21 protein-coding genes, 1 tRNA gene and 1 other RNA gene are annotated in these 20,590 nt (G+C 33.6%); 17 read left to right on the top strand and 6 right to left on the bottom strand.

The window, feature by feature from the left end; all coding sequences use genetic code 11:
• Positions 1-1,005 (bottom strand): class I SAM-dependent methyltransferase family protein, encoded by a 1,005-nt coding sequence (locus Q0W25_RS01055; protein WP_298517796.1) that lies wholly within the window; start codon positions 1,003-1,005, stop codon positions 1-3.
• 35 nt (positions 1,006-1,040) lie between these two features.
• On the opposite strand from Q0W25_RS01055, the gene dph5 reads away from it, so the two are divergent.
• A complete protein-coding gene (gene dph5 / locus Q0W25_RS01050; protein WP_297827130.1) occupies positions 1,041-1,832 on the top strand; it encodes a diphthine synthase in 792 nt (263 codons plus the stop codon).
• A gap of 537 nt (positions 1,833-2,369) precedes the next feature.
• Complete coding sequence (locus Q0W25_RS01045; protein ID WP_298517792.1) at positions 2,370-2,705, top strand: hypothetical protein; 336 nt, start codon at positions 2,370-2,372, stop codon at positions 2,703-2,705.
• An 85-nt stretch (positions 2,706-2,790) separates the two neighbouring features.
• Here the strand turns inward: Q0W25_RS01045 and Q0W25_RS01040 are convergent, their stop codons facing one another.
• Entirely contained in the window at positions 2,791-3,651 is an 861-nt protein-coding gene (locus Q0W25_RS01040) for a pyridoxamine kinase (RefSeq protein ID WP_298517789.1), read from the bottom strand.
• A gap of 279 nt (positions 3,652-3,930) precedes the next feature.
• Between Q0W25_RS01040 and Q0W25_RS01035 the strand changes: the two genes are divergently transcribed.
• The 5 genes from Q0W25_RS01035 to Q0W25_RS01015 all read left to right on the top strand — a co-directional run bounded on the left by Q0W25_RS01035 (position 3,931) and on the right by Q0W25_RS01015 (position 6,866).
• Positions 3,931-4,185: a hypothetical protein gene (locus tag Q0W25_RS01035; protein ID WP_298517786.1), complete on the top strand. Its 255-nt coding sequence runs from the start codon at positions 3,931-3,933 to the stop codon at positions 4,183-4,185.
• Positions 4,186-4,375: 190 nt separating this feature from the next.
• Positions 4,376-5,185, top strand: coding sequence for a DUF4013 domain-containing protein (locus Q0W25_RS01030; RefSeq protein WP_298517783.1), 810 nt, complete (start codon positions 4,376-4,378; stop codon positions 5,183-5,185).
• 86 nt (positions 5,186-5,271) lie between these two features.
• Positions 5,272-5,427, top strand: coding sequence for a hypothetical protein (locus Q0W25_RS01025; RefSeq protein ID WP_297827147.1), 156 nt, complete (start codon positions 5,272-5,274; stop codon positions 5,425-5,427).
• A 98-nt stretch (positions 5,428-5,525) separates the two neighbouring features.
• Positions 5,526-6,440 (top strand): hypothetical protein, encoded by a 915-nt coding sequence (locus Q0W25_RS01020; protein ID WP_298517779.1) that lies wholly within the window; start codon positions 5,526-5,528, stop codon positions 6,438-6,440.
• A 3-nt stretch (positions 6,441-6,443) separates the two neighbouring features.
• Positions 6,444-6,866 carry a PsbP-related protein gene (locus tag Q0W25_RS01015; protein WP_297827153.1) on the top strand — a complete coding sequence of 141 codons (423 nt, stop codon included), beginning with the start codon at positions 6,444-6,446 and terminating at the stop codon, positions 6,864-6,866.
• Here Q0W25_RS01015 and Q0W25_RS01010 read toward each other — a convergent pair.
• Positions 6,850-7,593, bottom strand: a complete 744-nt coding sequence (locus tag Q0W25_RS01010; protein ID WP_298517775.1) for an archaeosine tRNA-ribosyltransferase — start codon at positions 7,591-7,593, stop codon at positions 6,850-6,852. The genes Q0W25_RS01015 and Q0W25_RS01010 overlap by 17 nt on opposite strands.
• Before the next feature lie 183 nt (positions 7,594-7,776).
• Here Q0W25_RS01010 and hdrC point away from each other — a divergent pair, with 183 nt between their 5' ends.
• The 9 genes from hdrC (at position 7,777) to Q0W25_RS00965 (ending at position 13,518) form a co-directional block, all read left to right on the top strand.
• Positions 7,777-8,730 (top strand): CoB--CoM heterodisulfide reductase subunit C, encoded by a 954-nt coding sequence (hdrC, locus tag Q0W25_RS01005; protein ID WP_298517772.1) that lies wholly within the window; start codon positions 7,777-7,779, stop codon positions 8,728-8,730.
• Between the two features lie 21 nt (positions 8,731-8,751).
• A complete protein-coding gene (gene hdrB / locus Q0W25_RS01000; protein ID WP_298517769.1) occupies positions 8,752-9,639 on the top strand; it encodes a CoB--CoM heterodisulfide reductase subunit B in 888 nt (295 codons plus the stop codon).
• 196 nt (positions 9,640-9,835) lie between these two features.
• Positions 9,836-10,102 carry a DUF749 domain-containing protein gene (locus Q0W25_RS00995; protein ID WP_298517766.1) on the top strand — a complete coding sequence of 89 codons (267 nt, stop codon included), beginning with the start codon at positions 9,836-9,838 and terminating at the stop codon, positions 10,100-10,102.
• Positions 10,099-10,629, top strand: a complete 531-nt coding sequence (locus Q0W25_RS00990) for a DUF2096 domain-containing protein (RefSeq protein ID WP_298517763.1) — start codon at positions 10,099-10,101, stop codon at positions 10,627-10,629. The genes Q0W25_RS00995 and Q0W25_RS00990 overlap by 4 nt, the downstream gene beginning before the upstream one ends.
• Before the next feature lie 10 nt (positions 10,630-10,639).
• A complete protein-coding gene (locus Q0W25_RS00985) occupies positions 10,640-11,329 on the top strand; it encodes a metallophosphoesterase (RefSeq protein WP_297828428.1) in 690 nt (229 codons plus the stop codon).
• A gap of 114 nt (positions 11,330-11,443) precedes the next feature.
• Positions 11,444-12,346, top strand: a complete 903-nt coding sequence (locus Q0W25_RS00980; protein ID WP_298517759.1) for a 2-phosphoglycerate kinase — start codon at positions 11,444-11,446, stop codon at positions 12,344-12,346.
• Complete coding sequence (locus Q0W25_RS00975) at positions 12,336-12,725, top strand: CBS domain-containing protein (protein WP_298517756.1); 390 nt, start codon at positions 12,336-12,338, stop codon at positions 12,723-12,725. Before Q0W25_RS00980 ends, Q0W25_RS00975 begins: the two co-directional genes overlap by 11 nt.
• Positions 12,726-13,054: 329 nt before the next feature.
• Positions 13,055-13,370: signal recognition particle sRNA (ffs, locus tag Q0W25_RS00970), an RNA gene on the top strand.
• Positions 13,371-13,434: 64 nt separating this feature from the next.
• Positions 13,435-13,518, top strand: a tRNA-Ser gene (locus Q0W25_RS00965).
• Between the two features lie 11 nt (positions 13,519-13,529).
• Here the strand turns inward: Q0W25_RS00965 and Q0W25_RS00960 are convergent.
• The 3 genes from Q0W25_RS00960 to Q0W25_RS00950 are packed head-to-tail and all read right to left on the bottom strand — an operon-like array spanning position 13,530 to position 17,155.
• On the bottom strand, positions 13,530-14,435 hold the full coding sequence (locus Q0W25_RS00960) for a cation diffusion facilitator family transporter (protein ID WP_298517754.1): 906 nt from the start codon (positions 14,433-14,435) through the stop codon (positions 13,530-13,532).
• Positions 14,428-15,543: a pyridoxal phosphate-dependent aminotransferase gene (locus Q0W25_RS00955; protein ID WP_298517751.1), complete on the bottom strand. Its 1,116-nt coding sequence runs from the start codon at positions 15,541-15,543 to the stop codon at positions 14,428-14,430. The genes Q0W25_RS00960 and Q0W25_RS00955 overlap by 8 nt, the downstream gene beginning before the upstream one ends.
• A gap of 58 nt (positions 15,544-15,601) precedes the next feature.
• Positions 15,602-17,155 (bottom strand): radical SAM protein, encoded by a 1,554-nt coding sequence (locus Q0W25_RS00950; RefSeq protein ID WP_298517748.1) that lies wholly within the window; start codon positions 17,153-17,155, stop codon positions 15,602-15,604.
• Between the two features lie 509 nt (positions 17,156-17,664).
• Between Q0W25_RS00950 and Q0W25_RS00945 the strand changes: the two genes are divergently transcribed.
• A complete protein-coding gene (locus tag Q0W25_RS00945) occupies positions 17,665-20,586 on the top strand; it encodes a transglutaminase domain-containing protein (protein WP_298517745.1) in 2,922 nt (973 codons plus the stop codon).
• Positions 20,587-20,590: the final 4 nt, after the last annotated feature.

Raw genomic sequence — 20,590 nt, 5'->3', positions numbered from 1 at the left:
CTATTCTTTTTTTATTTTTCCGTCGATGGCGACATGCCATTCTCCAGGGCTGGTTGATTTTACTTTTCTTGTATTGATGATTTCAACTTCGCATCCTGCCTGGGCACATGCATCACTTAATCGTTTTATTCCCTGTTCATATGAGTCGGAAAATTCATAATAATTGATTATTCCATCATCTTCAATTAAATCAACGGCAACATCAAGGAAAGTATATGCGAGGCCGGGCAAGTTCATTATAATTCTATCAAATTTCAAGTTAAATGATTTGCTGACTTCCCTAACATCTCCGCAGTATGTTTTGATAGAACCTTTCAGCTTATTCAGTTCAATGTTTTCATTCAGATATTTTATGGCAGCTTCATTGATGTCCACTGCTGTGATTTCAACTTTTTTATTTTTTGCAATGACAATAGGAAACGGACCTATTCCACAGAACATGTCAAGGATTCTTTCACCATCTCCAACGCTTTCCATTACCCTTTTGCGCTCAGTGGCAAGTCTCGGTGAAAAATACACTTCCCGAACATCCAACTTCAGTCTTGCGCCATGTTCCTTGTGAATTGTAACAGAATCATCGACCCCGGATAGAAACTCCAAATCCCTGATTCTGGTTGTCCCTTTAATTGCGCTTTTTTTCATGTAAATGGCTTTTCTTTTTGTAAATTCAAGTGCCGCATCACCTATTTTTTGCTTTTTATCCTGCAAATCATCTGGAATTTCCAAAATTACAACATCGCCTATGGTGTCAAAGGATGTTCTCAAGTTTTCAATTTCTTGTGAAGTCAAGTCGTCCTTCAGCAGTTCTGCAAAATTATGGGGGACCTTTTTCATTACCTCCAATTCCACATCTGCTATTTCATAACCGTCAACATCCTCATTGATGGGGATATATCCGAATTCATCACAGGCTTTAATTCTGTATTCCATATTCATTAAGCCTTCTTCCATTAATTTTATGCGGGTATCGTTTAATTCTTTTAATGGAACTTTTACACATTTCATAAAGTTTATTATGTTTAAATTATTATATAATCTATATGTTTTATTTAGTGGGTTTAGGTTTATTTGATGAAAAGGATATTAGCCTAAAAGGGTTAGAATGTTTAAGAAATGTTGATAAGATTTATGCTGAATTTTTCACATCAAGACTGTTCGGTTCAAGCTTTGAAGCTATTGAAGAGCTGATAGGTCAAAAGATTGAGATTTTGGTCAGGGGCGAAGTTGAAGAGGAAAGCAAATTTATTGAAGAGGCCAAAACTCAGGATGTGGCATTAATCACTGGTGGAGATCCTTTGATTGCCACTACTCATAGCGATTTTTTGGTGCAGTGTTCCAAAAAGGGAATAGAATATGAAGTCATCCACGGCTCTTCCATTTTATCTTCCGCGCCGGCAATTTCAGGTCTGCAAGGTTATAAATTTGGCAAAGTTACCACAATCCCATTTCCAGATTATAATTTTTACCCTAAGTCCCCTTATGAAGCTATTGAAGAAAATTTAGCCATGAATTTGCATACTCTTGTTTTACTTGATATTCAGGCTCACAAAGACCGTTACATGACTATCAATCAGGGATTGGAATATTTGATGAGCATTAAAAAAGATTTGGACCGTGAAGGTGCAATCACCGAAGATACCTTAGCCATGGGTATTGCACGTGTCGGATCTAAGGATGTTATTGTAAAAGCAGGCAAAATATCCGAATTGATTGATTATGATTTCGGAGGACCGCTCCATTGCATCGTAATTCCATCAAAACTTCACATTGTCGAAGCCGAATATCTGGTTGAGATAGCTGGAGCAGACCCTGAAATATTAAATGAAATTTAATTTATAAAAAGGGGGGGAGTTGGGAAGTAGTGTCATCAACTACTTCCTAATGAAACATATTCTAAACATTTTGGAGATTATAAAATGGTTGATGTTCCCATAATGACATGAATTTTTTTTCATATCGTATATTAGTTATATTTTAATTATATTTAAATGTTTTTATTTTATTTTTCAGTAATCATATTGTATTGTTATTATTTTGTTCATCGATATTTTGGTGACATATTTCCAGTACTCATAAAATCATGGATTTTATCTAAATTTAGGTAAAATTTATGGCCATTTTTATACAATGTCATAAATGAATGTCATTTTTTACTTGTTTGGTGATTTTAGGGTTTCATATTTATATAGTTGTAATAAATAAACTATTCATAAGGGATTAAGTGAAAAGGAAGAATTTTAGAGGTGAAGAAGATATCATTTTACAAACGACTAAATGATTTGGAACGTGCAAACAATTCTTTAAAATCAAAATTGTTGCATGAACAGTTAAAACATTCCTGTTATAGTTTTATTCACCTTAAAAAAGAAATGTTACTAGTTTTAAATGAGTATAATTTACATAACTCCATTGTTAAAGCGGCTTTTAATGTCGGTGTTGATTTGAGGTTGGTTATGAAGTGGTTTATTGAAGGTCAAAAGGGAAACCCTGACTTTAAAAATTTTTATTTAACCATAATGAAGAGCAATGGCCTCAATTTTGATTTGGATTATGATAAAACACTTGAAATTCCAGAATATGAAATCAAATCAGTTGATGGGTCATGGATTTATACGGCGAGTATTGATGGTGAGAAGGTTTCTGTAATTTCCTCTGATTATGAGCAACTGAAAATGAGAATTTCTGAAAAAAACCTGCCGTTTTAAAAAAAAAGAATTTTTATATTCGCAAACCCGTTTAGGCTTTCCAGGAAATGCGAATAAATAAAAGATTAGGTAATCATGTTAATGATTAACATGATTTCAATAATTCCTGAATAGATGGAATTACCTGTTCGAATTTGACGCCATAAGTATGTGTATCGTCTCCTACTGTTTTTGCTATTGCCTCTTTGGTAAACTCTCCTGCAATTTTTGCAGCGCAGGATGGAGTTTTGCCGTTCATGATTGATCCGACAAAGGCTGAAGCAAAGACGTCACCGGTTCCGTGGGATACGTGATTTACTTTATCATTGTATACGAATTCAGTAGTTGAAGGTTCATCCTTATCAAGAATAATCATTCCCAATTTGTCAGTTTTGTGTGTGTCACCTTTTAATATGACATGTTTTTTTGTGAATGCAGAAAGCTCATTGGCCATTTCAAGCATTTCTTCTTTTGTGAATTCCTCTTTCCAAGGTTTATGTAAAAGGTAACATGCTTCTGTTGTATTTGGAAGGACGTAATCTCCTGTTTTACAAAGTTCACCCATCTTATCTGCAAACTCCTGGTCAAATCCATTGTAGAATTCGCCATGGTCTGCCATAGCAGGGTCGACAAAAACAACTCCATTTGGTTTTAATCTTGAATCAATGATGTCTTTTATGTAATCGACTTGCTGCATTGAGCTGATAAATCCTGTGTATATTGCATCAAAGTAAATTCCTTCCTTTTCCCAGTGTTCCCTGATTGCAGGGAGGTCTTCTGTCAAGTCTCTAACAGTGTACTCTGAAAAGCCTGATGTGTGTGTTGATAAAACTGCGGAAGGCAATACTGCTGTTTCTATTCCGAAAGCTGAAATTATAGGTAGTGCAACGGTAATTGAGCACTGGCCATAGCAAGATACGTCTTGGATTGTTAAAATTTTTATTGTGTCTGTCATTATTTCATCCATATATTTTATTTACTTATAATTATATTGATTAATTTTTATTTATATTTTTTGACATAAATATTAAACTTTTTCATTTTTTTGTTCATTGTATTAAAAATATGTTTCACATATTTTCTAATATAACAATAGTTATTTTTCATATTTAAATTTTCGCATCAGGAAACATTTTCAAATAGCAATGATATGTGATGAGGTCAAATTCATTTTTTACACAATAATGCCATATAAATACTATAACTTAATATACTCTTAAACATATATTGTAGAGCAGGTGAAAACATGGTCGGTTGGGTTGTAATCATAATCCTTTTCATATTGGTTGTTTCAGCTTGCTGTTCTAGTGATAGCAATTCTTCCAGCAACACAACAACAAACAGGAATGTCCTCAGCGAAAAAAGTAGCATAGATAGACATTCTTACAGTAGTTATTCATACAGTGAATGCCCTTCATGCGGAGCACCATACTTTGACGGTTATTGCGAGGAGTGCGGATATCCCGATATTAATCAGGGATGGATAGGCGAGAATTATTAGCATTGAACAGAAAAATTTCTTTTACGATTTGATGAGGAAACGATGGTAGAATAATGGAATTATATTGGGTCCGTTCTCTACAAATTCAATGTGTTTAGCAAAAGAGTTAATAATGGCCAGTGTAAATAGTATTATGATGAGATAATTATAATATTTTTCATTAATTCCTGAACTTATGGGGGATGTAGTTATGAACATCGGCAAAATCATATCAAATTCATTAAAATATCCTTTTAGAAATCTCAAGAAATTACCAATACTTTTTATCCTATTTATCTTGTTTTCTTTCATTCCAATTGGATTGATCTATGACAATAAGTATGTTTTAACCATTGGGGCAATTGCATTTTTTGCATTTATTCTTATTGTGCCAGGATATCTTTTGTCCATCGTCAACATAGGATTGAATGAATCTTCCATGTTTCCTTCCATAGATTTTGGAAAGAACATATATGATACCATTAGGGTGCTGGTCTTGAGAATTGTATATATGATCGTGCCTGCTGCGGTATTTTATGTAGTTTTGTCTACAATGGGAGTATCAAGCATTGGAATGCTTGCCGATATAAAGGTTCACAGCTTTTTGCTGACTCTAATATTAATGATATTCGTAGTTTTAATCACTTATGTCGTATTTGAAATATTATTGTTTTTTGCAAAGGCAAGATTGGCTTATTTCAACAGTTTATCCGAGGCCTTAAAGGTTCATAAGGTAGTCAGTGACATTAGGAATATCGGGATTTTCAATATAATCAAATGGGTTATATTCATGGTAATATTGATGATTGTCGTTTCATATATTTCATCATGGCTGATGCTGATTCCATATGTCGGATTTTTAATTTATCTGGGTATTGTCATTCCGATATTGGAAAGTATAGGCAACTATTCTTTAGGGCTTTTGTATTCAAACATTGCAGATAATGATAATAGTTTGGATAAACTTGAAAGCACAATCCAATCATTAGAATATAACAACTATTTTGATGATGAAAAATGATTGAAGTCCAATTTTCAGTTTCATATCCAAAACTGCCCTGAAAAAACACTAACTCATTTATTAACTACTTCACACAATCTAATTGTATGTCTAAAAACAAGCGTGTAACCATTAGCATCAATAATGACATTGACTTGAATTTTCGAAGATTAGCCTCCTCTAAGATGTTATTCAAAACCGGATGGTATTCAAAGGCAATTGAAGAGGCAATGTTATTGTGGATTGAAAAAGAAGGCAAATAATCTAAATTTTTTTCTTTCTTTTTTCTTTTTTTCAAGATTATAATACTTAACTATTTAAATTAAATGAATCAACTTATTATTATAGAGTGGTGTCAATAATGGAAAGTGATGAATTTAGAACAGTTAGGGTTTACACTAAAAAGTATACCAGTAAGGATAAAGACGGAAACACTGTAGAAAAGGAATCTCAACAAAAGCAGGTCAGTCTTAAAAAAGAAGATCCATTTGAAGATAATGAATTGGTGAAAGTTCTCGCACAGGAGGAATACCAAAAACTAATCGACAATCAGTTTAGTGATGCTAAGCTTGATGAATTTTATCACACTATCGAAGCCAAAGATGCAGAGATAGCTACCTTAAAAGACCAAATGCAGTCCCTTAAGGGTTCATTCTTTGAGGATGTCGATTCCCTGAAAGACCAGTTAAACGATAAGGAAGAACTTCTGAAGGCCAAGGATGAAATTCACGAGCTGAATAAAAAAATCACAAAGATTGATGATGAAAGAGTAGCTATTTTTAAGGAGCTTGACTATAAAAACAAAATGATTTTGGCATATAATGTGGAGCTCAACAAATCCATCCTGAATACAATCAATGTTGTCATTGACGAAGCGAGGGACAACATCAACAGAAGAAATGCGCTTCTGGTCAAGGATTTGGAAAAATCCATTGAAAAATCAAGACAGGAAGTAAATGAGAAGAATAAAGCTATAGCATACGATATAAAAAGCACTGTTGAGGATATGAATGAGCAAATCAGAAACACAAGTACACTTAAAATGATATTAAACAAAAATAAAATCAATTTAAGAGTGCCAACTGATGATTTACTCAAACCATTTGATTTTAATTTCGACGTTGAACAATTGCTATCAGGACAAGCTTTGGAACTTGATGCTGCTGAAATATTGAAAGAGGTAATGCCAAAACTTCCAGAGCCATTTTCCAAATACATTGACACTTTTGAAGACGCTCCCGAAACAATAGACATTTCATCAAAAAAAGAGGAATAACTGATGAGAACATTTAATTCCGGAAAAATCACTTTCAAATATCCCGAAGACTGGGAAGTCGAAAAGGCAGACATCCTATCAAACCCTGATTGTATCGCTACTTTATCAAAGGGTCAGGATAATCTAATCAATGCGGTCATGTTTCCGACAGCTACGACTCTTGACGATTATAAGATTTTCATGGAGGATGCGATTTCAGATGATGGGGGTGTAATCCTTGCTTCTGATTTTGTTGAAATCGCCGGAATGGATGCAATCAAACTGCACGCCAATATGGATACTCCAGAACTTAATTTTGACATCCACACTTACGTGTTTATTGAAAAAAGAAATATTTATATTTTTGAATTAAGGACCTTGGACATTTCAGGGGAATCCGAGAGGCAATTCAAAAATATCATAGATTCATTTAAAATAATTGGGTAAATTCAAGAAGATAGTCCATTTGGGTTCTGTCAAGAATCTTCAAGGTTGAGATGTTCTGAGGTGTTGTTCCGGATCTCTCTTCCACTAGATTTCTCAATGAATTGTTTTTCATATGCACATGGATTTCACGGATTACAAATTCCATGTTCTTAATATTCTTTTTCTCCAATTCTTCTTGAGTTATATTTTCATAAATTGGGTATGTATTTAAGTCATAAGACTTTGTTGGTGTTTGCAAGACATTAAGATAACTGTAATAATTGGTGGAATCTGCCAGAAATCCATCGATTCCCATATACACTAGAATAGGCATAAATGAAAGTTCTGCAAATGGGAAAATGAAATAACTTGTTTTTTTAGCTTCTTTTTTGAGTGAAACTACAACTTCAACCAGTTCCTTAGGATTTGTTAAAAGGGCATCGCCGTTAGCTATTATGAATCCGTTGTATCCCATTTCTTCAAACTGTTTTAGGCATTCTATTCTTAAATCGACATATTTTGAACCCTGTATGATAGCAACATCGGAGGTTTCAGCATGTTCTCTGGCCAGTCTTAAGCTTTCCTTTACATTAAACTCGGCAATTTCACGGTCGATGTTATATGCAGATCCTTGTGTTGGGGCGATGTTAATGTCTTTTTTGTAAAATATTTTTGGAGTGAGATCGCCATCAATTTTGCCAATTCTTCCAGGTCCGTCATGTGATTTTATTTCAAATTTTTTTATCATTTTGTCTTTCCTATTCAGTTATATTATATCATTTATGTTTTTAGGTTTATAAAAATTTTTTAAAAAGTGTAATCATTTAGGTTACACAATCAAATTTTTTAGTAACCTTTATATATATATTTTTAAAGAGTATTAGTATGGATTTGAGGAAATTATCCAATGATTATCCGAGGTGTGTTTTCAATGTCTATTATAAATCGTCTTAAAACTCTATTTAAAGGAGAAAATGAAGAAGAAGACATCAATACTGATGTTTCAAACACATCTGATGATGTCGAAGTTACATCTGTAGAAGATGTAAATGAGGATGTCATCTCTGGTGCTGAAGCTGCTGCTCCTGAAGAAGCTGCTGCTCCTGAAGAGGAAGTAGTTGAAGAAACAGTAGAAGAAGTAGTTGAAGAACCAAAAGATGATGAAAAAGATTCAACTTTAAAAAAGGACATCGAGGTTATTGAAGAAGAAATTGCCGAAAAAGTTCATGAGGTTGAAGAAAAAGTTCATGAAACTGTTGAGGCCATTAAAGAGGATGTTAAAGAAAAAGTTGAAGAAAAATCAAATAAAGATACAAAAGGAGATAATATGACTTTATTGACTGATAAAGAATTATTAAATGATAGTAATCGTGACCCAGATTTCACTGCTGAGTTCATCGATGCTGGAATCGAAACTGTAAAACACTGTTTCCAATGTGGTACTTGTAGTGGAAGTTGTCCTTCTGGAAGAAGAACTCCATACAAAGTAAGACAAATTGTCAGAAAATGTTTATTAGGATTAAAAGAAGAAGTTATTGCTGATGAAGCTTTATGGATGTGTACTACTTGTTACACCTGCCAAGAAAGATGCCTCAGAAGTGTTAAAATTGTAGAAATTATCAAAAAAGCACGTAATATTGCTGCACACGCAGGTTACATGGCAAAACCTCACAAAATGACTGGTGTATTTGTAATGAATACTGGTCACGGTGTACCAATTAACGATGCTACTAAAGAATTAAGGAAAGCTATTGGTCTTTCAGAAATTCCACCTACAACTCACGCTTTCCCTGAAGCATTAGAAGAAGTACAAAAAATATGTAAACTTACCGGTTTCGATGAATTAATTGGTTATGATGAAGCAACCGGCGGATTAAAAGAATAGATAAATGAGGAGAGTTATAATATGGAAATTGCATACTTCTTAGGTTGTATTATGAACAACCGTTATCCTGGTATTGAAAAAGCTACCAGAAAATTATTTGAAGCATTAGATATTGAATTAAAAGACATGGAAGGAGCATCTTGTTGTCCTGCTCCTGGTGTATTCGGTTCTTTTGATGAAGAAACCTGGGCTACCATTGCAGCTCGTAACTTAACTCTTGCTGAAGACATGGGCGCTGACATCATGACTGAATGTAACGGATGTTTCGGTTCATTATTCGAATGTAATCACATGTTACAAGAAGACGAAGCTAAAAAAGAAAAAATCAACGCAAACTTAGCTGAAATCGGAAGAGAATACAAAGGAACTATCAACGTAAAACACTTCGCTCAAATCTTAAGAGACGATGTTGGATTCGAAAAATTAGCATCCTTAATCGAAAAACCTTTAGACTTAAATGTTGCAGTTCACTATGGTTGCCACTTCTTAAAACCAACCAAAACTATTGGTATTGAAGACAATGCTGAAAACCCATCCATCTTAGATGACCTTGTAGAAATTACAGGTGCTAAATCTGTAGACTACAAAGACAAAATGATGTGCTGTGGTGCTGGTGGAGGTTTAAGATCCAGAGACTTAGATGTAACTACTAGTTTCACTAAAGAAAAACTCGATCACATGACTGCTGCTGGTGTAGATGCAATTGTTAACGTATGTCCTTTCTGTCACTTACAATTTGACCAAGGTCAAATCGAAGTAAACGAAAGATACGGAACTGACTTTGCAATTCCTGTATTCCACTTAGCTCAATTATACGGATTAGCTATGGGATTATCAGCAGAAGAATTAACCTTCGATGCTCAAAGAATTGATGCAACTCCTGCAATCAAAAAAGCATTAGGTGAATAGATAAATATAAAGGATTTCTTAATCCTTTTATTTTTTTTATTTAGGCCTTGAAAACACATTTAGGATATAGGTTATCTTTGATAACCTTTTTTTTATCAACCAATTTTTTGTTTCATTATATGCGAATAATTCGTAAGTACTTTTATATATGATTAATAAGATAAACTTAATTAAATTATAACTACGAGGTGTAATTATGTTTTTAGCAACATTAGATGGTATATTTAAATATTCTGACCTTCCAGAAGAATATGAACCATATGTTCAATTTAAAGCAACAATCGAAAAAAGAGAACTTAAACAAAGCGATGAAATCGCTATTTTAAATATTGCAGGCACTTCAACTCACCACGTATTATTCTTAGATTCATATGAAAATACTAGTGAAATTGAAAGAGAATTAAAAGATGCAGATGCAAAAATTAACCACACAACTTTAAAAATTATAGGTGGACATTTATGAGCTTACCCGCTGAACAGAATTGGTTAGTTCTTCATCATCTTATCACAGATTTAAATAAAAAGGGATATGAAATACCTGAAGGAATTAACCCTGAGATGGGATTAATTAGATCTACTGTTAGCTCTTATAAAAGAGATCCTTCCCATCCAGATTTAATCAATGGTTTAGCTAATGCAGAGATGTCTTTAAATACTATTCAAGGAACTCTCCTAACTATTGCGGAGAAGGAAGGAGATGAGTATGTTGACCATTGGCTTGATTTATTAAAGCAGGTCATGCGTGGAAAAGAAGTTTTTGAATATTCTGACTCAAGATCTCAATTTATTGTAAACTCCCCTCCGGGATTGACTACTGGTAGAATCACATTAAAGGTTCCATTAGCTGAAGAAAGGGTTCAGGAAATCGCTGAATGGAACGGTCTCATAATCGAATTTGATGATGATGTGACAATTGAATTGCATGGAGATAAACCAGATTTACAAGCAGGTTTGAAAGAAATGGGATCTTTCTTTTTAGAACAACAATAAAGGTGATAATATGACTAAAATTTTAGCAATTAGTGATGTTCATGGTGAAGAAAATGAAAATTTATACACCTATTTGAATAATAATGACATAGATTTGGTCTTAATTTTAGGAGATATTACTAATTTCGGTCCTTTGGATTTTGTTGAAACATTCATCAATAAAGTTGCCGATTGCGATGTGGATGTAATAGCTATTCCTGGAAATTGTGACCCAAAAGGAATATGCAATGCTATTAATGAAGTTTCATTCTGTCTTCACAACAATATCATTGCTTATGGTGATGCAATCTTATTTGGATATGGAGGTTCCAATGAAACTCCGTTCAATACTCCTGGTGAAATTCAGGATAATAAGATATACGGAGATGTATTTGAACTGTTAGCCAATTATGATTATGTATACAATGATAAAGTTCCTAAGGTTAAGATATTAGTTACTCATGCTCCGCCTTACAACACCGAAGCGGATAAGATTGAAAGCGGAGAACATGTTGGAAGTCAAGGAATTTTAAAATCAATCCATGAGTTCGAGCCTGAAATAAATCTATGTGGGCATGTTCATGAGGCAAAATCCCTTAGTAAAATCGGATTCACTACAGATGTTGCAAATCCTGGAATGCTTAAGGATAACGGTGCTGTCTTAATCGATGTTAAAGATGGTTCCAATTATGATATAAGCATTATTTCATTAGATGAATAATTATTTATTCTCTATTTTTTTCTTTTTTTTATTTAATTTAATCCCAAAATCAAATAACAAATTTTATTTAAGAGTAATTTATAATAATTAATCATATTTTATACTGTGATTATCATGATATGGGTTACTGGAAATGTGGATGGGGAGAAATATAAAGAGCCCTTTTCTAAAGGAATCTTAGCTCGTTCACTTAATGTTGCAGATATTGGTTCTGAAAGAGCATATGGCATTGCATCAGACATAGAATGCGAATTGATAAAAGACAATGTTGATGAAATTTCAAGTTATGAACTGGCTAATGTCGTTTTGAATCATCTCAAAAGAACCAATCCTAAAGTTGCAAAAAAATATGAGAATTGGAGATCTCTTAGAGTTTCTAAAAAGCCTTTGATTATTCTTATTGGGGGTGCATCCGGTGTGGGAACCTCTTCCATGGCTTTTGAATTGGCCAGTAGATTAAGGCTGAAAAATCTTATAAGCACAGATATGATTCGTGAAGTAATGCGTAAGATTGTTTCTAAGGAATTGAGTCCGGTTATCCATAAATCAAGCTTTGATGCACATGAAAGCATAAGAACGCCGCCAATCAGGGTTGACCCTATCATTGAAGGTTTCATCAGCCATGTTGATGTTGTGAATGTAGGTATCGAGGCCATTATTGAACGTTCAGTAAAGGAGGGTATCAGTACAATTATTGAAGGCGTTCATGTTGTTCCGGGATTTATTAGGCAAGATTTGATGGAAAACAACAATATAATCATTTTCACATTGACTGTAGATGATGAGGAATCCCATAAACAAAGGTTTTATTCAAGATGCAGGCAGCCTTGGGTAAAAAGATCACTTGACAGGTACATGGAAAATTTTGACACAATCAGAAAAACTCAAAAATTTTTAGTGGAACAGGCTAAAATTAATAATGTTCGTGTAATCGACAATGTGGATATTAGCGATACTATAGATATTATGGTAAATGATATTCTTGAAAAATTCGGAGGTATAGAAGATGATAGATAAGAAGGTGAAAGACATAATGACAACAGATGTAGTTACCATTACTTCAGATACTGATGTCGTTTATGCTTTTGAAAAGTTAATGAAACATAAAATCAGCTCTCTTCCAGTGGTTGATGGTGATGAGTTAGTTGGAATTATAACCGCAACAGATGTGGGCCATAACTTGATTTTAGACAAGTATGAATTAGGTACCAGTGTTGAAGAAATAATGATTAAACCGGTGATAACTGTTTCTCCAGAGGACAGTCTTGAAACTGCCATTAAATTAATGAAAGGTAGTGTTTCATCTTCAGGAATTTTAAATCAGCTTCCAGTCATGGAAGATGATAAATTAGTGGGAATTATTTCTGATGGGGATATTATTCAAGAGATATTCTAATTTTATCCCATATTTTTTTATTTTATCAGTTTTAATAGTTTTTAAGCTAGTTACTGTAAATTATTTTTTTCTAATAAGCAAATTATTACATTTTTTAATCAATTTTTCATTCGTTTGGCTTTTTTAATTGATCATTTTGCGTTTTAACATTCAGTTGATGGGGGGGTTTTTTTGGGAAGGTTATCTTAAATATTGGATTCCAGCCACATAACCATCGGATGATATGGGCATTGTGCAGGATTTTCATTAACTTAAAAGAAGCGTTAACATTTTTTCACATTTGTGGTGCATTTTTCAATAAATTTATATAACATTAAATTCATATATTATGATTGGCTAGACCGGAGGGTTAGGGGTCCTCTGTAAGCACACACCCCCTTTGGTGCGGTTGAAGTTCAAAAGGCGGCTTTTTAAGAGAGTATAAGCCTGGAAAAAACAGCATAGAAACCTCGTCCTACAGGATTGGTGGTGATGAAGTTTTTACTGGAGGGTAAAAATTAGTCATCTTCGATATGGGAACGGGTCAGGCCCGGAAGGGAGCAGCTCTACTGTTAACATTCAATGCTTGTAGAATCCCGGGGTGGAGCTGAGTTTTTCAGATCACTTATATTTTTGAGATTAGTCCACTTTTGAACACGCCATTTATATGAATAATTAACTTTATAAACAAGTTTTTACATATAATTTAGTATATTGTTTTTTTAATTATGTCGGGATGGCCCAGCCTGGTACGGCGTCGGACTGCTAATCCGATGATCATTTGATCGCCGGGGTTCAAATCCCCGTCCCGGCGCTTTATTACTTTTATTTTTCTATTTCTTGTTCATGGTCATATGTTAATCCAATAGGGCAGGCATGAACATTCACGAATTTTACTTCAGGAATCTCTTGAATTATATTATTTTCAATAACATGCACAATTTTGTGTGTTTCATCCAAAGTGCGGTTTCCATCCATTTCAATATGTAAACTGACTACAGCATAAGATCCAAGGTAATCTACTTTAATGTTATGTGCATTTTGGGCATATGGGGTGCTGTCGGCAACATTTTTAATTCTTTGTATAAATTCCTGTGATGGAACTTTTCCCATGATGTTGTCAATATTCTCTTTTCCAATTTCATATGCTGTTTTTAAAATTAAAAATCCAATTACTAATCCTACAATTGGGTCAAGTATTGAAAAACCCATATTTGATAAGACAACTCCAACCAAAACGGCAACAGATGAAAATATGTCTGTCTTTTGGTGTTTTCCATCTGCGACAATTGCAGGGCTTTTGATTTCCTTTCCTATCTTTATGATATATTCGCTTATGGAATAGTTGACAAAAATTCCTATGGTGGCCATTATAGCAGCGAATGTATCTGGAATTGTAATTAATGATGGATCATAAATTTTAACGATTGCACCTGAAATAATCTCATAGCTTACTACCGCTAAAAATACTACAATGAGTAGTCCGCTAATGGCTTCTGCACGACCATGTCCAATCGGATGCTCTTTATCAGCAGGCTTTTGACCTATTTTGAATCCTGCAAATGCGATAATGGATGTTGCAACATCAGATAATGTATGTGCCCCTTCAGATACGAGACCATAACTTCCGGATAATATTCCAACAGTTATGTTCAATACTGTCATGATGCAATTTGCAACAATGGCCACTATAGCTGCTTTTTTACCGCTTTCATTCCTCACATTATTCATTCACGACACTCTCTAGGATATCCATTGCCTTTTCGATATTTTCATAGGAGTTAGCATAGGACATTCTCACATGTCCTTTTCCATTTGATCCAAATGCGGCTCCAGGAACTGTAATTACTCCAGCTTTTGCCGCTTTCTGAACAAAGTTTTCATCTTCAATTTTAGGGAATACATAGAATGCCCCTTCGGCATTTACGGTTTCATAGCCCATTGCGTTCAAACGACTTACAATCAAGTCACGCCTTCTTTGGAATTCTTTAACCATTTTTTCCACATCGTCTTGAGGTCCGGTCAATGCTTCATATGCTCCTTTTTGAGCGGTTGTATTGGCGCATGCGATGTTATATTGGTGTATTTTAAGTAATTCTTCAGTATAAGTTTCATTTGCTGTCAGGTAACCTATTCTTAATCCAGTCATTGCATAGGTTTTTGAAAATCCGTTTAGTGTTATCACATTATCACTGTATTTTGCAGGAGAATAATGCTTCTTATCATAAATGATTTTTTCATAGATTTCATCAGATATTATTAAAAAGTTATGGTCCATTGACAAATCTGCTATTGCTTTGATGTCCTCTTTTTCCATCACTGCACCAGTAGGATTTGATGGTGAATTCAATACTATAGCTTTTGTTTTATCAGTTATTTTTTCTTGAACATCCTCTGCTTTCAATTTGAATTCGTTTTCCATTGTACAATCTACGGGCACTATTGTTCCGTTGGCTATTTTTACACAGGCTTCATATGATAGGAAACTTGGATTTGAAAGTAGCACTTCATCCCCTTTTTCAATGAACGCTTGTGCACACATGAATAGTGCTTCACTGGCTCCGACTGTTACAATGATGTTGTCTGGATTTGTTTTGATTCCATTATCCTTTTTGAACTTATCAACAATAGCTTCCCTTAATTCAATGTTTCCCTTATTTGATGTGTAATGGGTATCATTCTCATCAATTGATCTTTTCATTGCATCCTTAATATTTTCAGGAACATTAAAATCAGGTTCCCCAATACCTAAATTAATGGCATCAGGATTTGTCACTTCAAACATTTTTCTTATCTGTGATAATTCTATTGATTTTGTTCTGCTTGCTGGATTAATCATAAATTTTACCTCACTTATTATATATTATGTATCTAGTAATTTTATTTTTTTCTAGTAATTATTTTTCACATGCTCCACAATTGTGACATGGGCCAGTTTCACACCAAGGTGTCTGCTTCAAATTTCTCAATCGTTTATGTTCTATTTTCAAAAATTTATCATCTACACTCACATCAATATTGCTCCAAGGCAATTCATCACCTACATCATAATCAGGAAGTAATTCCTTCCATTCCTTTAATGTAGGAGTCTTTATTAGGGATTTTTCAATAATTGCTCCAACTTGCCTATTTCCACAAGATAATATATATTGAATCATACCTTTTTTAGGACTTTCGCACTTAATGTTATATTTTCTCATTTCTTGTTTGATAAATCTTGTTTTATTTTTAATGTCCTTGAAATCATACTTCTCCCATTGTAGTGGTGTGTGGGGTTTTGGAATTACAGGATTTACGCTGAACTTAACATTCTTGATGCTATAATGCATTCCTGCAATTTTTTTCATATACTCTACAAGTTCAACAATGTCGTCTTTACTTTCCCCAGGTATTCCAATCAAAAAGTACAGTTTTATCTTGAAATCCAAATCGACAGCATCTTTTATCACTGAAAATATTTTTTCATCAGGAATATTCTTATTGATTACCTTTCGCAATCTGTCGATCGATTCTGGAGCAAGGGTAATGGTTTTAAGACCGCTTCTCTTTAGTGTTTCCAAAGTCTTTCTAGAAATCGATTCAATTCTTAGAGAAGGTGTTGAAATTTGAAAATCTTCCTTTTCAAGCCCTTCTATTAAATTTTCCAAATTACTGTAATCAGACACAGCAGCTCCGATTAACGTAATCTTGTTTAATCCAGTATTGTTTCTGGTTTCAATAGCTGTTTCAATTAATTTTTTATAATCGGTTTCTCTTGTTGGCCTATAAAGGTAACCAGCCATACAGAATCTGCATCCTCTCATGCATCCTCTTGAAACGTTTAACATTATAGAATTATTGAAAACGCTTTTGTAGCCATCGCTTTCACCTTTGGTAATTATGGGCTGTGTGATATGATAAGCATCGTTCATGTTTTGAATTAGGGATATTTTTGTTTTGTTGTCATATTCGGGAATGTATATTCCAGGTATATCCAAAAACTTTTCCAGATTCCTGCTTGGATCTTTTTTCCACTTATCCAAAAATTTGTCTATTGTCCGTTCGCCTTCGCCGATGATGAACAGGTCTATGTAATCGAAAAGAGGCATGGGATTTGCTGTTGGACATGGACCTCCTGCAATAATGAGTGGATCGTTTTCACTGCGTTCTTTTCTTTTAAGAGGTATTTCAGCTTTTTTAAGCATTTCCAAAACATTAAAATAATCCTCTTCAAATTGAATTGTAAAACTCAGGATATCAAAATTCTTTCCAGGAGTATTTGTCTCAATTGATTTTGTGCTAGGGTAAATTATTCGCTCACACCATGTATCGTCACGTTCATTGATTTGATTATATAGGATATTGTAACCTAAAGATGACATTGCTGTTTGATAGATATTTGGGTAAGCTATCCCAAAACGTATGTCAATTTGTTTTAGGTTTTTTTGGAAAGTGTTCTTTTCATAGAGCATATAATCAACTATTTTTGAGGCATTTCATTATTTTTAAGTTAAGTTAGTTATTTTCAATATAACTTTTTAAAATCGCCTAATTTTTCTATTATAATTCAATAAATCGTTGAATTTTTATATTTATCTTTAAAATTCCACGATTTATGTTTTAACAAACCCTGCCTTTAAAATTCTATTTTTAGTGGGGTTGCTTTTTATTTAAATTAAATTCAAGTTATTTAATCTTATTATACTTTATTTCAATATGATTTGTCTTTTAATATAGATTTCCATATATTTTTAACCTTTTTTTATCAATTTAATTGTTTTTAATTTGTTTTTTAAATTTTAAAGTTGTAAAAACATTTATATATGGTTTAAAATATATCATTATCTACTCATTATGAAATACTATATGTTAGTATAATCATATTTTACTATAAAAATTTTCGTAATGAGAACCAAGAGGTGGAAATATTTCGATAAAAAATAAAACATTGTTCATATCTTTAGTATTAACATTTTTCCTAGTGTTAGGTGCTGTTAGTGCTATCGATTCAACTGATGTTTCAAATTATGAAGATTCAAATTTAGATGATGATGCTTTGGCATTGTCTACACAAGATAAATTAGAAATTTCTAACGGGGATTCTATCTCAGAAACTAATTCTCATGATGATAATTTAGAAGATTATCCTTCTGATATCATGGGTTCACAGAACAGTGAATCAGATAATGAGGATAATGACGGGAATTTAGAGGCTTCCAATTCTGAAATTAATGAAACTAATGATACTTTAGCTGTTTCAAGTGACAATGACGCTGATGCTAGTTTAAGCACCAGTATTTCTGTTTCTGGCAGTTCAAGTCAATCTGAAGTTTTAACCGCTGAAGGAGACGTTCCTTCTAAACTAACAATAGCCAACACTACTTACAGTAGTTCAGGTGCTGTTTTTAGAGTAATTTTAAAAAGCGATTCAGGATTTCCATTAAGTGGTCAGAAAGTTACATTGAAAATCAATGGCGCAACTTACACTGGAGCCACTAATAAGAAAGGTGTTGTTTTATTCAAGACCAATATTTCAAGCAGAGGTACTTATACCGCTGATTTAAGCTATGGTGGAAATTCAAAATATGCAAAATCTTCCCTCACACAAAAGGTTAAGGTTTTACATTCTGTAGTTGGAAGCGATTTGGAAAAAGTTTACGGAGTGACTTCCGTATTTCAGGCAACATTTTATAAAAATGATGTTGCATTAGCAAATACTGAAGTTTCATTTAAAATCGGTAAGAAAACTTATAAAAGAGTCACTGATTCAAATGGAGTTGCAAAACTGAATGTTGGTTTGTTCCCTGGAAAATATACAATTGAGTCATATAACCCTTATTCCAAGGAAACTGTAAAAAATACTATTGTTGTCAAAAAGGATAACACTACAGTCAAACAGACTTATGCAAAACCGTACATTCTCCCAAACCACAAGCATACATTTAACGTACTTGTAAAATCAGCCAATAACGTGCCTGTAAAAAATGCAAAAGTAACTTTCAAATATGATGGTAAAGTAGTAACTGCTATGACCAATGATGATGGAAAAGCAAGCATTATTATCACTGCCGGATCAAAAGTAGGTACTCACAATATTACCTATAAATTCGGTGGAAACGATTATTTCAAGGCATCAAAGGGCTCTGGAGAATTTATTGTTCACAATCCTGTTTATTCATTCAAATCTTATGATGTTGAGATGAAATACGATGATGGATCCAATTTTGGTGTTATACTATTGGATAATCATGGTGACCCTTTAACTGATAAAACCATCAAAATTAAGATTAATGGTAAGACTTACGAACGTGTTACCAATGCCAACGGATGGGCTGGATTAAGTATCGGAAAATTGAAACCGGGCACTTACTCTGTTGTTTGCAGTTATTTGAGTTCCGGTGCAGTATACTTTACAGACTGTACTAACAAGTTGAACATTTTAAAACTTGACGCTACAGTATATTCAAGCAATTTGATTAAGGATTATGGAGATGCTGAAAAATATAAAGCTATCATTAAAGATGAAAACGGCAAACCTCTCAAAAATTCCAAAATCAAACTTACAATTAATGGAAAAAGTTATGTCCACAAAACAAACTCTAGCGGTGTAGCTACATGGGGAATTAACCTCGGTGTAGGAAAATATCCCGTTAAAGTTGTTCTTGCAGATGACTATTACAAGTCAGAAACCAATTCCAGAAATGTAATCATTAACGGAACTAAATTTGTAGCAAGCAATAAGGAAATCCGTTACGGTAACAAATTCGATTATTCAGTAAAAGTTGTTGATGGTTTCAATAAACCTATTAAAAATGCTGTAATCACATTTAAAATAGGAAATGCAAATTTAAAAGCAACATCTAATTCCGATGGTATTGCTAAAGTCAAAATAGGAATATTATCACAAGGATCCCATACCATTACATTCACACATGGTAAATTTTCAGGATCTGCAAATATTAATGTTGTTAACACAATTACTATCAAAGATATTATCGCAGCATCTAAAACAGTTAAAAATTATATAGTTGATAATGAAAAGTTACCATCTTCAGTCAAGATTGGTGGTTCAACATTTACTGTTGCCCAATATTTACATTTGGCTTCACAAGCCATAATTAAATTAAAATCCGGTGACAAATCTAATGTTGTAATTAAAAACGTGAAAGACCCTAAATTACCTCGCGCTCCGAATGATTTAGGAAATCTATATACTTATGTTGATGTTGCAAAACGTATAGTCTATTATGAGCGCACTAGTGGCGTAATGCCAGATTTCGCACGTTCAGATTTAGGTAACATTGGTTACGGAAGTCTTGTTTACGAATCTGCTCGTGTACTTGCATTTTATGGTGACCATGGAAGCATGCCATCCTATGTATCCATTACAACTTTAAAAGATTCAAGCTCAAGTTCTTCTGGATTAAACACCAAAAATACTATTAAAAACTTGGCTGCATACTTGGCAGCAACTACAAATTGTCAAGTTAATAATGCTAAAGTACAGGCGTTAGTCAAGGAGTTAACCGCTGGTTTGACATCTGATAAAGCAAAAGCTAAAGCAATCTTTAATTATGTAAGGGATACAGTATCATATAGTTTCTATTACGATACAAGATATGGTGCTGTAGGTACATTAAATGCAAAAACTGGAAACTGTGTGGATCACGCGCATGCTGTTATAGCTTTGTATAGGGCTGCAGACCTTCCTGCTAGATATGTTCACGGAACATGTACATTCTCTAGTGGAGGTACTTATGGGCATGTATGGGCTCAAGTATTGATTGGTGATACTTGGACAGTAAGTGATGCAACAAGTTCTAGAAACTCGTTAGGATATGTAGCTAATTGGAATACAAATTCATATAGCCTTCACGGTTATTATGCAGGTATAGAATTCTAATTAC

The sequence above is a fragment of the uncultured Methanobrevibacter sp. genome, from assembly GCF_947166415.1.
Classification (GTDB): Archaea; Methanobacteriota; Methanobacteria; order Methanobacteriales; family Methanobacteriaceae; genus Methanocatella.
Note: the sequence above shows the minus strand (reverse complement) of the source record. Positions and strands in the feature narration are given on the sequence as shown.